The 13,860-nt window shown below is 63.1% G+C and carries 14 protein-coding genes and 1 pseudogene; 6 read left to right on the plus strand and 9 right to left on the minus strand.

Annotation, left to right across the window (positions count from 1 at the left end):
• The first annotated feature begins 128 nt into the window (after nucleotides 1–128).
• The gene (locus NJU76_RS04730; RefSeq protein WP_254531637.1) at nucleotides 129–1,007 is read left to right on the plus strand and encodes a homoserine kinase; all 879 of its coding nucleotides are present in this window, start codon (nucleotides 129–131) and stop codon (nucleotides 1,005–1,007) included.
• 4 nt (nucleotides 1,008–1,011) lie between these two features.
• Nucleotides 1,012–1,341: a hypothetical protein gene (locus NJU76_RS04735; RefSeq protein ID WP_254531638.1), complete on the plus strand. Its 330-nt coding sequence runs from the start codon at nucleotides 1,012–1,014 to the stop codon at nucleotides 1,339–1,341.
• Between the two features lie 166 nt (nucleotides 1,342–1,507).
• On the opposite strand, the gene NJU76_RS04740 is transcribed toward NJU76_RS04735, so the two are convergent.
• The 3 genes from NJU76_RS04740 to NJU76_RS04750 form a co-directional block, all read right to left on the minus strand.
• The gene (locus tag NJU76_RS04740) at nucleotides 1,508–2,278 is read right to left on the minus strand and encodes a hypothetical protein (protein WP_254531639.1); all 771 of its coding nucleotides are present in this window, start codon (nucleotides 2,276–2,278) and stop codon (nucleotides 1,508–1,510) included.
• Between the two features lie 96 nt (nucleotides 2,279–2,374).
• Nucleotides 2,375–3,283: a pyridoxal 5'-phosphate synthase lyase subunit PdxS gene (pdxS, locus tag NJU76_RS04745; RefSeq protein WP_254531640.1), complete on the minus strand. Its 909-nt coding sequence runs from the start codon at nucleotides 3,281–3,283 to the stop codon at nucleotides 2,375–2,377.
• A gap of 159 nt (nucleotides 3,284–3,442) precedes the next feature.
• On the minus strand, nucleotides 3,443–4,234 hold the full coding sequence (locus NJU76_RS04750; RefSeq protein ID WP_254531642.1) for an acetoacetate decarboxylase family protein: 792 nt from the start codon (nucleotides 4,232–4,234) through the stop codon (nucleotides 3,443–3,445).
• Nucleotides 4,235–4,334: 100 nt separating this feature from the next.
• On the opposite strand from NJU76_RS04750, the gene NJU76_RS04755 reads away from it, so the two are divergent.
• Complete coding sequence (locus NJU76_RS04755; RefSeq protein ID WP_254531643.1) at nucleotides 4,335–5,039, plus strand: DUF1405 domain-containing protein; 705 nt, start codon at nucleotides 4,335–4,337, stop codon at nucleotides 5,037–5,039.
• Nucleotides 5,040–5,067: 28 nt separating this feature from the next.
• Here NJU76_RS04755 and NJU76_RS26970 read toward each other — a convergent pair whose 3' ends face one another.
• The 3 genes from NJU76_RS26970 to NJU76_RS04770 all read right to left on the minus strand — a co-directional run bounded on the left by NJU76_RS26970 (nucleotide 5,068) and on the right by NJU76_RS04770 (nucleotide 9,730).
• Entirely contained in the window at nucleotides 5,068–5,421 is a 354-nt protein-coding gene (locus NJU76_RS26970) for a DUF7344 domain-containing protein (protein WP_425604293.1), read from the minus strand.
• An 828-nt stretch (nucleotides 5,422–6,249) separates the two neighbouring features.
• Nucleotides 6,250–8,922 (minus strand): valine--tRNA ligase, encoded by a 2,673-nt coding sequence (locus tag NJU76_RS04765; RefSeq protein ID WP_254531645.1) that lies wholly within the window; start codon nucleotides 8,920–8,922, stop codon nucleotides 6,250–6,252.
• 670 nt (nucleotides 8,923–9,592) lie between these two features.
• Nucleotides 9,593–9,730 carry a hypothetical protein gene (locus NJU76_RS04770; protein WP_254531647.1) on the minus strand — a complete coding sequence of 46 codons (138 nt, stop codon included), beginning with the start codon at nucleotides 9,728–9,730 and terminating at the stop codon, nucleotides 9,593–9,595.
• Nucleotides 9,731–10,137: 407 nt separating this feature from the next.
• On the opposite strand from NJU76_RS04770, the gene NJU76_RS04775 reads away from it, so the two are divergent.
• Nucleotides 10,138–10,935, plus strand: a complete 798-nt coding sequence (locus NJU76_RS04775; protein ID WP_254531648.1) for an ATP-grasp domain-containing protein — start codon at nucleotides 10,138–10,140, stop codon at nucleotides 10,933–10,935.
• Nucleotides 10,932–11,852 (plus strand): zinc metalloprotease, encoded by a 921-nt coding sequence (locus tag NJU76_RS04780; protein ID WP_254531649.1) that lies wholly within the window; start codon nucleotides 10,932–10,934, stop codon nucleotides 11,850–11,852. The genes NJU76_RS04775 and NJU76_RS04780 overlap by 4 nt, the downstream gene beginning before the upstream one ends.
• 83 nt (nucleotides 11,853–11,935) lie before the next feature.
• Here the strand turns inward: NJU76_RS04780 and NJU76_RS04785 are convergent, their stop codons facing one another.
• Nucleotides 11,936–12,847, minus strand: coding sequence for an HFX_2341 family transcriptional regulator (locus NJU76_RS04785; protein WP_254531651.1), 912 nt, complete (start codon nucleotides 12,845–12,847; stop codon nucleotides 11,936–11,938).
• 50 nt (nucleotides 12,848–12,897) lie between these two features.
• Nucleotides 12,898–13,125 (minus strand): DUF7860 family protein, encoded by a 228-nt coding sequence (locus tag NJU76_RS04790; RefSeq protein WP_254531653.1) that lies wholly within the window; start codon nucleotides 13,123–13,125, stop codon nucleotides 12,898–12,900.
• A gap of 62 nt (nucleotides 13,126–13,187) precedes the next feature.
• Between NJU76_RS04790 and NJU76_RS04795 the strand changes: the two genes are divergently transcribed.
• Nucleotides 13,188–13,358 carry a hypothetical protein gene (locus tag NJU76_RS04795; protein WP_254531655.1) on the plus strand — a complete coding sequence of 57 codons (171 nt, stop codon included), beginning with the start codon at nucleotides 13,188–13,190 and terminating at the stop codon, nucleotides 13,356–13,358.
• Here the strand turns inward: NJU76_RS04795 and NJU76_RS27325 are convergent.
• Nucleotides 13,305–13,856, minus strand: a pseudogene (locus NJU76_RS27325) (hypothetical protein); the annotation flags it as partial. The gene NJU76_RS04795 and the pseudogene NJU76_RS27325 sit on opposite strands and share 54 nt — an antisense overlap.
• Nucleotides 13,857–13,860 lie beyond the last annotated feature (4 nt).

The following is a 13,860-nucleotide window of genomic DNA, read 5'->3' on the forward strand; positions in this document are numbered from 1 at the left end:
ACCGACGACAGCGTCCGAGTTAACTGTCCCCGGCCGACATCGGCCGGGAAGCGACGATGCGTTCTCGCATCGCCGGGCCGTCGGCTTCGTTCGCTACCTTTTTGACCGCAGTCTTGGAAGGAAACGGCATGTTCACCGTGCGGGCACCCGCGACGAGTGCGAACCTCGGGAGTGGCTTCGACGTCTTCGGCGTCGCTCTCGGAACGCCCGCCGACGTCGTCCGCGTTGATCGCGCCTCGGAAACGACGATTACGGTGACCGGTAGGGGCAGCAAATACATTCCCGAAGATCCCGCGAAGAACACCGTCGGTGCGGTTGCAGAGGCACTCGATGCTCCGGCCCACATTCGGATCGACAAGGGCGTTCGTCCCTCTTCGGGACTCGGGTCGTCGGCCGCGAGCGCGGCCGCGGCAGCCGTCGCGCTGAACGCGCTGTACGACCGCGGCCGCACACGAGAAGAACTCGTCCCGGTCGCAGCCGAGGGCGAGGCGCTCGTCTCCGGAGAAGCCCACGCAGATAACGTCGCTCCCTCGCTGCTAGGGGGGTTTACCATCGTCACCGACGACGGCGTCACGCAGGTCGACGCCGCAGTCCCCGTCGTCGCCTGCCTCCCCGAAATGTCCGTGTCGACCCGCGATGCCCGCGGCGTGGTACCCCGGTCGGCCCCGCTCGAGGAGGTCGTCGACACGGTCGGCAACGCTGCCACGCTGACGGTCGGCATGACCCGGAACGATCCCGAACTCGTCGGAAAAGGCATGTGCGACGACATCGTCACGCCAGAGCGCACCGCCCTGATCGACGGCTACGAGCAGGTTCGCGAAGCCGCACTCAAGGCGGGTGCGACCGGCGTAACCGTAAGCGGTGCCGGACCGGGCATCCTGGCGGTCTGTCACCGCCGAAATCGGCGAGCGATCGCCTCAGCGATGGTGGACGCATTCGACGCGGCTGGCGTCGAGAGCCGGGCCTACCAGACCGTCATCGGAGAAGGCGCGAGACTGTACCGCTGAGGCGATGGGCGAGATGACTGACGGCATCCTCGCGATGATCGCACTCGCGGCGTTCATCGGCGGTCTCCTCACGGCGAGTGCGCCGCTGTCGATCCCATTCGTCGCGATCGGTGGACTCGGAACGCTCGTTTTCGAAGCCGTTGCGTCCAGTCACAGCGAAACCGTCCGCCACTACTGGGACCGACCGGTCGTACAGGCGGGAACGCTCGCGGGCGCGTTCGGGATTGTCGGCGTCGGAATCGTCGTCGCCCCTTCGAGTAGTCTCTCCGCGGGGATCGGTTCGCTGACGACCTACCTGTTGTTCCTGTCGTTCGTTCTGGCCACGCGGTCGTAACGGTCGGGGCACGATCACACGACGACTCGATCGCTTCCGCCGACTTAGCTTCCGAACCCGCACTGCCGCTATTCCGACGTAGCTGGCCCCAAACTACCGCTGGAGGTGAAGGGGCGAGTCCCCGTCGACACCGGCTCGATTTCTCGACGCACGCGTCCCGTCGGCGTTACTGGTTCGGTCGGGTGGTCCGCCAGCGTCGACCGTAGATTCGACGGAGGGCGTCGACTTTCGCTTGTCGGACGTTCGTCGGGACGGTCGAGACTCTCGTAGAGACGCCGGCCGGAAGCGGGCCTGCGGGCACCGTCGTGACCGCTGTCGGATTGTTCGAGACTGGTTGCCGACCGTGACCGCGTCGCGTCGACTCGTACAGATCGTCAAACTCCGAATGGGCTTCGAGGAGACCGTTTCGCGCCACCTTCGCACTTTTTTTCGCCTCCTGTTGAAACACCGCGTTCGTCGCATCCGGCTTGATTGCCTCGATGTAGTTTTTGACATCGCTGACGGCCTCCGAGTCGTCCGGCGATTCGAACGCGTTGGGGCCGACGATGTCCTCGAGTTCACGCTTCAACTGGCGCAACTCGCGCTGGAAATCGACGACATCGATGGTGTTCCACAGTTCTCGAAGGGTGATCACGTCCTCGAGCCGACCGAGGTCCAGTGCCGGATCCGGATTCCGCTCACGGATCGCGTCTGGAAACGCGTCGAATTCGACGAGGGCGGGCAGCGCCGACATCTCGACGGTGTCGGGCAGCGTCTCGAAATCGATCGTCTCGAGGAGGTCGTCGACCGCCAAGACGACGTCCAGGAGTTCTGCCACCGTCGCCGCCAGCGTCTCGTCCGATGCGCTGGTTTCGAGTTCCCGGAGCAATCGCTCGATTCCCGTGAGTAACCCGTCGGCGAGTTGCTCGACGCTGGTCAGGGACTGTGTCTGATCCATAGGGTCGAGACGCTTCGCGCGGAGAAAACGGACGTGCTTGCCGACCGGTCGCTCGTCCCCGGTATCGAAGCCGAGAAGACGTCCCACCGCCGGTCCTCAGACGCCACGACCCTGCAGCTTCTCCTCTTCGGGGAGATCAACGTTCGCGTCGCCTTTCATCCCCTTGCCGAGGTTCTTCGAAATTTCGGCGAGCGCCTCGGGGTCGTCCCAGTTATTCGTCGCCTCGACGATAGCCTCGCCCATCGCGGGCGGGTTCTCCGCCCCGAAGATACCGCTGCCGACGAAGATGCCGTCGCACTCGTGGTGCATCATGAGCGCGGCGTCGGCGGGCGTCGCGATGCCGCCCGCCGCGAAGTTGACCACCGGCAGCCGCCCCATCTCGGCGGTCTCGTGGACCAGTTCCGCGGGCGCTTCGATATCACGCGCGTATGCTTCCCGTTCCTCGTGGCTCATGCCCTCGAGTTTCCGGATGGCGCCCTTGATAGTGCGCTGGTGGTGGACGGCCTGGTTGACGTCCCCTGTCCCCGCTTCACCCTTGGTGCGGATCATCGCCGCGCCCTCGTCGATCCGGCGCAGGGCCTCGCCGAGATTGCGCGCCCCACAGACGAACGGCGCAGTAAACTCGCGCTTGTCGATGTGGTACGCGTCGTCAGCGGGCGTGAGCACCTCGCTCTCGTCGATCATGTCGACTCCGACGGCCTCGAGGATCTGCGCCTCCTTCGTGTGGCCGATGCGGGCTTTGCCCATGACGGGGATCGACACCGATTCGACGATCTCTTCGACGTCGGCGGGGTCGGCCATCCGGGCGACGCCGCCACGCTTGCGGATGTCCGCCGGAACCGCTTCCAGGGCCATGACGGCGACCGCACCGGCGTCTTCGGCGATGCGTGCCTGCTCCGGGTCGACGACGTCCATGATGACGCCGCCTTTCTGCATCTGCGCAAAACCGCGCTTGACGAGCTCTGTCCCGCGTCGCAATTCCTCGAGATCGGTGTTCTCGGCCATACTGCGCAGTTAGGAGCCGCAGCACTTACACGTGTTCTTTGGTATCTCTCCTGCCGCAGTTGTGGAAAACGGCCGAGAACGCCTCGTACGAACCGGTCGGAGCGCTCCCGACCGCACGGTAGCCCGTCAGGTATCAGATCGTCTCCGCGAGTCGTCGATTCACCCCCGCCGATGTGCGATCCGCTCGCCCTCGAGGAGGCGCGCCCGAACGCGCGAACCGTACACCCGACCGAGCGGCCGCTGCCAGAGTCCAAGTTCCCGTCGAACGCTCGAGGCGACCTCGACTCGGGTGCCGACAGACGGGCCGGGTCCGATCGCCACGTCGCCACGGACGTGGACCGGCGTCCGCAGGAGGACATCATCTTTCACCGTGTAGCTATGCATCGTCCACTCACGCGCTCGAGCGTCGGTTCGGGGTCGAGCGACCTCGAGTCGAACAGCCTCGTCACCGCGGTACCGCCCACCATCGACGACGGCACGGATACCGGTCGGCCCGTCGGTTACCGTGACGTCGGCCCGTTCTTTCGGGTAGCCCCAGAGTTCGCGACCGAGCGCGACCGAGTCCTCGGTCGTAACGGGGAGCCAGTGAACGTATCCGCCGACCGCACCGTCTGCGAGCTGCGCCAGCGGGAGGGATGTTCGACTCTCGTGGACTGCGGGGACGATGACCGCGACCTCATCGTACGGTTCGAACTGCGACGATTCCGTCTCCCCGCCGCCGACCCGGTGGTACTGGATCCCGACGAGGGCGACGCAGCCCACGCCGGGTGCGATTGCGAGCGAGGACAGTCCGTCCGGCAGCGCTGCCTCGAGTTTGGCGCGGCGCGCCGGGACGGCCACGCCGCCCATCGCGAACGAGAGTTCGAGTGGCAGTTCGACGATGTGGCCGGTCGAGAGTTGGGTTCGCGTCCGTTCGTCGACTGGGGTCGTGGTCGAAGCGCCGATCGTCATAGCCGGGGCTACGACGGGCGTGGTCGTAGTGGTACGGGTCGGCGGACGGACGGAGGAGCAACCGCTACTGTTTTGCGGGTCCCGTCCGTCGCGCCGGACGATGACCGCGTCGACTCGGATGGCGGATCGCAAAGGTGGCGATCGCGAATCGCTACCGGCGTATCTCGCGCCCGTACCGCAAACGGTAGAGGACCTCGGGTTGCGATTTGCCTGGCTCGTCGTGGCGATCAACCTCGCCGGAACGGCGTTCGGGTTCTGGTACTACGGCCCGCAGTTAGCCCGAACGGCCGTCGTGATGTGGCCCTGGGTTCCGGATAGTCCGCTCGCTACGCTGTTCGTCGCGCTGGCAATCGCCTGCTGGAAAGTAGGGCGAGAACAGCCCTGGTTAACGGCGCTGGCCTTTTTCGGTAACATCGTGCTCGGATTGTGGACGCCCTACACGTTGCTCGTGTTCGCAGATTCCTACACATACCTCCCCACGTTGATGTACCACTTTCTGTTCTGGAGTCACCTCGCGATGGTCGTCCAGGCCATGGTCCTCTATCGGATCAGCGACTTCCCGATCTGGGCCGTCGCCGTGGCTTCGCTCTGGTATTGGAGCAACCTGATCGTGGATTACTTCGTCCCCGTCGTCGGCAACCCACATCACACGATAATCCCCGTTTCGCGGGACGCATCGCTATTCCTCGGGGCCGACGCGCTGGGCGCGATCGCCGCCGGCGAAGTGACGTTCGTCCTTCTGGCGCTCTTTCTCTCGCTCTCGATTCGGGTCAAAAAGTGCGAAGCGGTTCGAGGCCGGCGATAGCCGTCGACTCGAGCGGACTCGATCTCTCTTACGGATCGTTGACGAACACGAGTTCGAGATAGGGATCGAGTGCGCGGGCCGCGGCCTGGCGTTCGACCGTGCCCGCGTCCGCATCGTATCGGAGCACTTCCGATTCGACGAGCTTTCGAAGGTGGTTGTGGTGGAACTCGACTACGATTTGCTCGGCGCGTTCGGGGGTCGGCTGTCCTTCTCGATCGGCGATCCGATCGGCGAGTTCCTCGATGCTCACGGCGTCGACTCTCCGTGACAGATAATATAACGCGTACCGGCGCTGTTCGTCGAGTAAAAGCTCGAATACCGTGTTCGAGGGAAGAGCGGCATCAGTTCCTGATGTATCGACGTCTGAGATGTCTGTCTTCATGAGTGCTCTGTACTCGGCTTGCGCGACGACAGGCAACGAAACGGCTCGATCCGACTTCAGCAGAGCACACCTCCTGATTAGAACATACAGTCATAACTTTTCCGTCACTTGTAATATATTCATCATATTCCTGGTTTCGGCGTTGAGAGTTATAGAAAGGGAGAATTACTCGACGGCGTGACAACCCATCGGTAGCGGGAACCCGCTACGCGTTGGATAGTAGGTGAACTACCCTGCCCTACCGCGCTCGGGCTTACCCAGCCCTCGCTTGTTACGGACAGGGCTTCCTGCTTCGGTGTCGGAACGTGCAGGGAACGTCCCCACAGCGTCCACAAGACGCGGAGCGTCTCGTGCGGCCCGGCAGAACGCTGTTGGCGTTCTGCGGACGGTTCCAGACTCCACAGGCGGCTTCCCTTGACAGGTGGTTCGGAGTGTCCCACTCCTACCGGTTCGACACTCGGCCACAACCGACGATGCACGCTTGTTGTCGCGTTTGAACACCGCCGGAAGCGTGGTGAGCATCTTATTACCACCTTCAACCGAAGGGATAATAAGGGTGCCGATTCACACGAAACCAAGACGTGCGGGCGTTGTATCCCCTCCCTGCTCGCTTCGCTCGCTGAGGATAGCGCGGGACCGTCGGTCCCGCTGACCATGCGAACGGCGTCGCCGTGAGCAGAAGGGGGCTTAGCGCCCTCAATTACAGCTAAATTCGGCATCGCGAGACGAAGACGTTCGGGATTCGAGACGGGGAATCGATCTCGGCTCAGAACCTCCCCGAGGTAGGACGGAAAATCGAACGGTACTATTCGAAGCGCGACGGGACGACTACTCGAGGATGACGACCGTCGACTCGGTCTCGATCATCTCGCCCTCGCCCGAGTAGGTCCGCTCGAGTTCGACCTCGAATAGATCGTCCTCGAGTTCTTCGCCGGCGACGCGAAGGAGACCCTCGGCGTCGTCGATTTCGTACTCTCCGGTCTCGATTCCGGCGTCGATTTCGCCGACTTTCGAGCCGAACCTCGGTCCGAGCGTTGCGTAATCGAGGTCGATCGACGCGACGTCGGTCGTGATTTCCGGGGGCTCCGCGAGCACGGTGAGATCCCGGACGTGCATCACGTTCTGAATCGCGTCTTCGAAGCCCTCGATCGGCCCGAAAATCGACACCGCCTCGAGGTCGGCGTTCAACGGGAGCTGGTTCTCGCTTTTGTACCGACGCAACGCCGAGATGACCTCCATCGCGGTCTCGCCGGCCTCGAGATCGGCCTCGTAACCCTGCGGAGCGGGCCAATCGCGAGTGTGGATACTGTCGAACGTCCCGTCACCAGTCCCGTAGACCGATTGCCAGATCTCCTCGGTCACGTGTGGCAAGAACGGCGCCCACAGCTCGAGAAACGTTCGATGCGCCGTTCTGAGGGCGTACTGGGGCGAGGGGGTCTCCTCCCGGGTCTTCGCGATTTCGAGGTAGTCGTCACAGAAGGTGTTCCAGAAGAACGTTCGCAGGCGGTCGCGGGCCTTCGCGAATTCGTAGGCCTCGAGGTGGTCGGTCAGGTCGGCGACGGTGGCGTCGAGTTCCGCGAGCAGCCAGCGGTCAATCGCCTCGAGTTTGCCGGGTTCCTCGGGGTCGGCGGGCGCGAGCGTGTCGACCAGCTTCGAGGCGTTCCAGAGTTTTCGAAGGAGCTTCTCGCCCGCCGTCAGGTCCTTCTCTTGGTACGGGAAGTCGTCGCCGACGGCGGCGCTTGCCGCCCAGAACCGGACGGCATCGACCGGATACTCCGCGAGCACCTCGTCGGGTTCGACCACGTTGCCCCGCGATTTGGACATCTTCTCGCGGTTCTCGTCTAAGACGTGGCCGTTTATCATCGTGGCGTCGAAGGGCACCTCGCCGGTGTGCTCGTAGCACTTGACGATGGTGTGGAACAGCCAGAACGAGATGATGTCGTGGCCCTGTGGGCGCAGGTCGAACGGATACAGTTCGGGGCTGTCCATCGTGAACGCCTCGGTCTCTTCGTCCCAGTCCCAGCCGGCGTTGATGAGGGGGGTCAACGAGGACGTCGCCCACGTGTCGAAGACGTCCTCCTCGGCTTCGAACTCCTCGTGGCCGCATTCGGGACAGCCGTCCACGGGCGGATCGTCGCTCAGGGGATCGACCGGAAGATCCTCCCGGTCGGCCATGATCGGATGGTCGCAGCCCTCGCAGTACCAGACCGGGAACGGAATGCCGGAATCGCGCTGACGGGAAATCAGCCAGTCCCACTCGAGTCCCTCGATCCAGTGGCGGTACCGGGTGAACATCTTCTCGGGGTACCAGTCCATCTCCCGGCCGGCCTCGAGGTACTCCTCCTTGTGGTCGAGAATCTCGACGTACCACTGCTTGGAGACGCGGAACTCGACGGGAGTGTCACACCGTTCGTGGACCTGGACTGTGTGGGAAATATCCCAGCGATCGCGGAGGTAGCCAGCGTCGTCTAAGTCGTCGACGATGGCCTCGCGGGCCTCCTCCGTGGACAGGCCCTCGTAGTCGCCGGCAAGGTCGGTCATCGTCGCGGATTCGTCGATGGCCACGCGAAGCGGCAGGTCGTAGGCCTGGTACCACTCGATGTCCTTCTGGTCGCCGAAGGTACAGCACATGACGATCCCGCTGCCTTTCTCCATGTCGACGCGCTCGTCCTCGATGATCGGCACCTCGTGGCCGAAGAGCGGAATTCGGGCGGTTTCGCCGACGAGATCGCGATTTTCCTCGTCGTCAGGGTGGACGAAGACGGAGACGCACGCCGGGATGAGTTCCGGGCGCGTCGTGGAGATGACGAACTCCTCGCGGGGTGGGTCTTCACCCGCGAGTTCGAACGCGATGTCGTTGAAATGCGAGCCGCGTTCGTCGTCTTCCATCTCGACTTGCGAGATCGCCGTCTCGCACTCGGGACACCAGATCGCGGGGGCCTTCTTGCGGTACTCTCGGCCCTTCTCGTAGAGGTCGAGGAAGGACAGTTGTGAGATTCGCTGGACGCGCGGTTCGATCGTTTTGTAGGTGTTGTTCCAGTCGATCGAACACCCGAGGCCTTGCATTTTCTCCGTGAACTCTGCCTCGTACTCCGCACAGACATCCCGGCAAAGCTCCTGGAACTCGCGGCGTTCGTAGTCCTGATGTCGGATGTCCAGTTCCTTCTCGGTCAGACGCTCGCTCGCGATCCCGTTGTCGTCGTAGCCGAACGGAAAGAGCACGTCGCCGTCGTACATGCGCTGGAACCGGGCGGCGAAGTCCTGTAGCGTGTGCCCGTAGAGGTGGCCCATGTGCAGGCTTCCCGAGACCGTCGGCGGCGGCGTGTCGATCGCGTAGACCGTGTTCGGATCCTGTCGTTCGTCTCCCTCGTAGGCGTACACCTCCTCGTCGATCCAGCGCCGTTGCCAGCGGGATTCGACTGTATCGGGGTCGTATCCGCCCTCGAGGCCCGGTTCGCCCCGGTCGCCGTCGTCATCCCGTTCGGGCGTGTCCATGCTCATGCTCTCACCGCCCGTCGCGGGCGTCGTCGGTGCGTCGTCAGGCTGTGGGGTTGGCTATCGTCCATAGAGCGGTCGTTGCTCGGTGAATGCTGGTCGGCGACAATACATCCGTCGAAACGGGGTGGGAAATCAGGGGCTACGGAGCCCCGATCTGGGCGGACGTAAGTCATCGGAAGGGGTCGACCGAATCGGTGGCCGAACTCCCGTGAATCGTTACGTCCGCCCGGATACGGAAACGGTGCCACGGGGGCCGTCGTGGCGAACGGACGCGGCCGCGACGGGATCCGACATACCCGGCAATTCGGCCGGCAAGCGTGATAGCCTTTTCGTCGATCACTGGCGATCACTGCTTCCGTTCTCGAGACCCTCGGCCGTCGCTTTCCATCCGAACCCGAGCCGTTCCGTCCGCGAGACGAAAGCAACATCGCGACTGACGGGCTCTGAGAAACGGCCACCGATGGCGCGGTCGTCGTCGATTCATGCGGTCTGCTGTAACGATGTACCGGTGCACCCACAGGACTGTCGCGGCTGCTCCAGAACTGACGTTCAGCAGTCCGTATCAGTCGGGAGCAGCGATCGGCCACTCGAGTGAGCAGTCCGGATCGATGCGGGCGCTCACGGGGTTCGATGCCGCCGACCGCGAAAAAACGAACGTAGTTCGCAGTACACCTTAGCAACCGGTTTCCGCACAGGACATCGTTAGTGGTCCCTCCTCGCCGAGTGCCAGTGTCGTGAGCATCGGGGAGGCGTTCGCACGTTCTTCGAGGTCTTCGACGAAATGCACATCATCCGTGTTGTCTACGGACATACAGGATGGCGGACAACGGCCACAAATATTAAGCTTTCTACACGTTAATATATGTCCGCCCGTATCAGCACCCCAATACCAGCGGTCACTATTGTATTCCCCACGAAAATTCATCGGCTGTCACCCTCGTGAATGGCTCTAATCGGGACAACGCAGGCACATCGGAATGATGCCCGACGCTTCACGGGCCGTATTTCCAGTGAGATATACCTATACAATTCGTCTCTGGAATTATATAGTTGATCGAGAGAATAATGTCGTAATGGATGTCCTGGTAATCGGCCCGAACGCGGACCCGCAACCCGCAGGTCGACGTTGTGACGCGGGAGCTCGCGTCATGTGGTGTCGAAACGGTCCTGTGGGACTCGTCGTCCTGGCCCGGAGCGACGCCAGCGACGGTCAGGCAGATGGCAGACGAAACGCGGATTTCCATCGACGATACCGGTGCGCTTCTCGGCGAGTGCCACACGATTTACTTGCGACGGCTCGGCCTCGATCCCCGCCATCCGGAGTTCGAGACTGACTTCGAGGAGCGACCGCTGTCGGTGATCAACCAGTTACGCGAGTATCGCGGTCTCCTCCTCTCGGCCATCAGGCACCTCCAGGACAACGGTGTACGGGTAATCAACCCACCCGACGTTCTCGGCATTCACAGCCTCAAACCCTGGCAACTCTCGAGGCTCGCGGCGGCCGGGGTTCCGGTACCGGAGACCTGCTCGACCAACGATCCGGCCGAAGTGCGGGCCTTTGCGGACCGCGTCGAGAACGTTATCTACAAGCCGATCGGTGGTGGCGGCCACGCACATCACCTCGAGAGCGTCGATCTCGACGACGACCGACTCTCGCGGCTCGCGAACTCTCCGGTTCAGTTTCAAGAGCGCATCGACGGGAACGACGTTCGCGTGTTCGTCGTCGACGGGGAGGTCGTCGCCGCGGCTCGCATCGTCTCGGACGCACTCGATTACCGAAGCGAACGACACGACGTCGAACGAATCGGACTGGAATCGCTCGATCCCGAGATCGAACGGGCGGCATGCCGTGCGGCCGACCAGCTCGGCCTGCCGTTTACCGGCGTCGACGTGGTCAATGCGGCCGACCGCTTCGTCGTCCTCGAAGCGAACCCGTCACCGATGTTCGCCACGTTCGACGAACTCGCCGGGACGAACGTTGCGGGCGAACTCGCGGGGTTCCTCGCCGACCCATGACGACGAGCAGCGATGGCGAATCCGATGCCGATCGAGCGCACGATGGGGGACACATCCGCCACCACTTCGGATACACCTGGGGCGAGACTGACGGGATGGTCTGGCTCTGGAACGACGGCGGTAACTACAAGCGCATCGATCCCGCATTCCGGGAGCCTCTCCGCGCCCTCGCCCGCGGTGAGCGAGACCCCTCGGCAGCCGATCCCGCCGTTCTCGAGGCGATCATTGTGCTGGCTGCGGACGGGTATCTCGAGCCCGGCGGCGAGATACGGCGACTCGAGACGCCCGCGGACATTCAGCTGTGGCCGCGACTCGTCGCGACCGGAGTGGTGACGTTCCTTCTCTGTGCGCTGCTCGGTGCCCAGTGGGAGACGATCTGGAGCTCGCCCAACTCGACCGGGAAGACGGTCGTCCTCGTGCCGTTTTTCGTCGGCGCGACGCTCCTGCACGAATTGGGCCACGTAGTTGCCAGTCGTTCCTATTTCGAGCCGTCGATCTCGATCGGGCGACTGAACGGGGTCATTCCGGCGGTGATCACGCAGACCAGAGACGCCTGGCAGTGTCCGCGCAACGTCCGAATCTGGATTAGCCTCGCCGGACCGGTCGTCGATATCGTCGTGACGCTGGGGCTGGCGATCGCATTACTGCTGTTTCCCGGCTACAGCGTCCTCAGTTCGTGTATTCTCGTCCAGCTGTTCCGACTCCTGTTCGTCCTCAATCCGCTCATCGACGGCGACGGCTACTGGCTGTTCGTCGACGTGTTCGGGACCCACAATCTTCGAAACCACGCGTTCAGGGATTTGAAACGCGGGCGTCCGACCCCGAAGGCGGCGTTCGCGCTCACGATCGTCGTCTTCACCGGCTGGTTCGTCGCCGCGAGCGGGTACTTCCTCGGCCACACACTGGGTATACTCTAACCTCCGTTCCGTATCCACCGCCACTCGGTTGCGATCGAGTTGCCGTGAGAGGGCGGTTGGCCGTTCCGCCATCTGGGTCGCTATCACGAACCGTTATCGGAGTGGGCACGGACCCACAGTTCGCCGATGCGGGAGAGTCGCGTCCGGTAGGATTTGCCGTGTTCTTCGCGCTCGATGTAGCCTTTCCCGCCGGGACCCAGGCGATCGACGTTGTAGATGACCTTCGAGCGGAAACTGTCGGTGTACTCCTCGTTGAGTTCGCGAGCCAGCGACTCCGCGAGTTCCGAGACCGAATCGAATTCGCCGTCCTCGCCGAGTTTGTAGAGAATGAGTTCCTCGAACGGTTTGACGTTCGAGAAGGATGCAACCGGCAACTCGACGATGTGCTTCCCGGCAATCTCCTTCGCGCCGATCGTCGTCCCGCGTTCGTCGAACTCGTCTAACAGATCACGGGCGCTCTCGAGACGGTTTGCGAGTCGCGCGTCCTCGATTTCATCGTCGTCAGCTGCCGCCACCTCGCGGAGATCCTCGAGCAGCGCGATCTGTTTACGCAGTTCCTCGGCGAGTTCGGTCTCCAGGTACTTCTCAGGGGCGGTGTAGTAGGTGTGGATCCCCTCCCGATCCTCCTGGCGCTCGACCATCAGCGAGTGGGCGGCGTTCGCGAACGCGAAGCTCACGGTCCTGGGCATCGCGGCGACGTTGACCCAGACTTCGTTCCCGCGGTCAAGTTCCGCCGTAATCAGTTCGTAGGCTTGCTCGAAGGCCTCGTCGTAGTCGTAGACGTCCTCCAGTACGAAGCGGTTCGTTTGCGCACCCAGCAGGTTCTTGAAATCCGTTTCGAGCTTCTTCGAGAGGTGGCGGGAGTACTCGACGTTGGCCTCGCTGCCGACGGCCCCCTCGAGGAGAATAACGCTGTCGACGTCGATCTGATCGCGGACGAGCGGCGCAATCAGCCGGTCGTAGTCGAAGCCGACCGGAACGATGTGCGTTTGCATGGTCGATAGTTAGGCGGAGCCGTTACAAAGCCACCGAGTCGAGGCACGGCTCATTCCACGAGCGGTATGATAACGCCGAAAACGAACGGGGAGAAAAAGCCGACGAGGAAGCCCACGGCTATTAGCGACACGAATAACGTATTTTCCCACTGCGGAAGCGATCCGAACAGCGCGTGTCCGACCAGTTCGCTGGCGCTTCCGACGACGAACAGGACCAGACCGAAGAGGAAGCCGGTCTTCGCAAGCTTCGGGTAGTCGTACCCGCTGTACCGAGCCATATCGGGATGTATACGCCACGTCGGGTATCTATTTCGATACGTCGCAGACGTGTATCTAAAATGTGAAGACAACCACACTCGAGGTCTACAGACTCAACAGCGGCGGCTCCGAGGTCGAGCCTCCGGAACAGATCGACGATTGCCTCGCGGTCGCGGGCCGGATCGACGTCGAGCGCAGCGGCGAGGAGGTCCGCTCCGTCGGGTCCTTCGAGCGGAAGGAGGCCGCCGGATAGCACGTAGGCGTCGGCGGCCGGCCAGACGGCAAGGTGGGCTTCGGCGGCGATGCTTGCGGTCGCGGCCGCAGTGTCGTCGCTCTCGGAAGCGGTGGTCGAATCGATCGGATACGCGACCCCGAAGACGGTGAGATGCCCCACGACGCCGTCGGGTCGGTCGATATACTCGCTTGCGCGTTCGCCGCAGACAGTGATGTCGTCGCGCTCGATGGTATCGACGAACTGGTCGTGAGCAGTGGGGACGGCGACCTCAAGCGCGTCGGCGGCCGAGAGACCGATCGTCTCGAGAGAAGGGGTCACGCGGACGTCGACGGTGAACAGCGACCGTGCCGGGACGTCATAGTCGGCGCAGAGTCGATCGAGAGCGTCGGCGGTCGGCCGATGTTCGAAGACCGTCGTCTCGGTGGTGATCGTTGCCAGAGAGAGGGTCCGATCGTCGATTCGACGGCCGACGTGGTGCCAGTCGTCGGCGACGGCGGGTGGCAGGTCGATAGCCATCGGC

The organism is Natrinema gelatinilyticum, assembly GCF_024266705.1.
GTDB lineage: Archaea > Halobacteriota > Halobacteria > Halobacteriales > Natrialbaceae > Natrinema > Natrinema gelatinilyticum.

What these genes read in the sequence shown, in the direction of transcription:
- NJU76_RS04780 (WP_254531649.1), top strand. Translation starts at nt 10,932, where the DNA reads ATGACGACGAGCAGCGATGGCGAATCCGATGCCGATCGAGCGCACGAT.
- NJU76_RS04755 (WP_254531643.1), top strand. Translation starts at nt 4,335, where the DNA reads ATGACCGCGTCGACTCGGATGGCGGATCGCAAAGGTGGCGATCGCGAA.
- NJU76_RS26970 (WP_425604293.1), bottom strand. Translation starts at nt 5,421, where the DNA reads ATGAAGACAGACATCTCAGACGTCGATACATCAGGAACTGATGCCGCT.
- NJU76_RS04790 (WP_254531653.1), bottom strand. Translation starts at nt 13,125, where the DNA reads ATGGCTCGGTACAGCGGGTACGACTACCCGAAGCTTGCGAAGACCGGC.
- NJU76_RS04750 (WP_254531642.1), bottom strand. Translation starts at nt 4,234, where the DNA reads ATGACGATCGGCGCTTCGACCACGACCCCAGTCGACGAACGGACGCGA.
- pdxS (WP_254531640.1), bottom strand. Translation starts at nt 3,283, where the DNA reads ATGGCCGAGAACACCGATCTCGAGGAATTGCGACGCGGGACAGAGCTC.
- NJU76_RS04775 (WP_254531648.1), top strand. Translation starts at nt 10,138, where the DNA reads ATGGCAGACGAAACGCGGATTTCCATCGACGATACCGGTGCGCTTCTC.
- NJU76_RS04785 (WP_254531651.1), bottom strand. Translation starts at nt 12,847, where the DNA reads ATGCAAACGCACATCGTTCCGGTCGGCTTCGACTACGACCGGCTGATT.
- NJU76_RS04740 (WP_254531639.1), bottom strand. Translation starts at nt 2,278, where the DNA reads ATGGATCAGACACAGTCCCTGACCAGCGTCGAGCAACTCGCCGACGGG.
- NJU76_RS04730 (WP_254531637.1), top strand. Translation starts at nt 129, where the DNA reads ATGTTCACCGTGCGGGCACCCGCGACGAGTGCGAACCTCGGGAGTGGC.
- NJU76_RS04735 (WP_254531638.1), top strand. Translation starts at nt 1,012, where the DNA reads ATGGGCGAGATGACTGACGGCATCCTCGCGATGATCGCACTCGCGGCG.
- NJU76_RS04765 (WP_254531645.1), bottom strand. Translation starts at nt 8,922, where the DNA reads ATGAGCATGGACACGCCCGAACGGGATGACGACGGCGACCGGGGCGAA.
- NJU76_RS04770 (WP_254531647.1), bottom strand. Translation starts at nt 9,730, where the DNA reads ATGTCCGTAGACAACACGGATGATGTGCATTTCGTCGAAGACCTCGAA.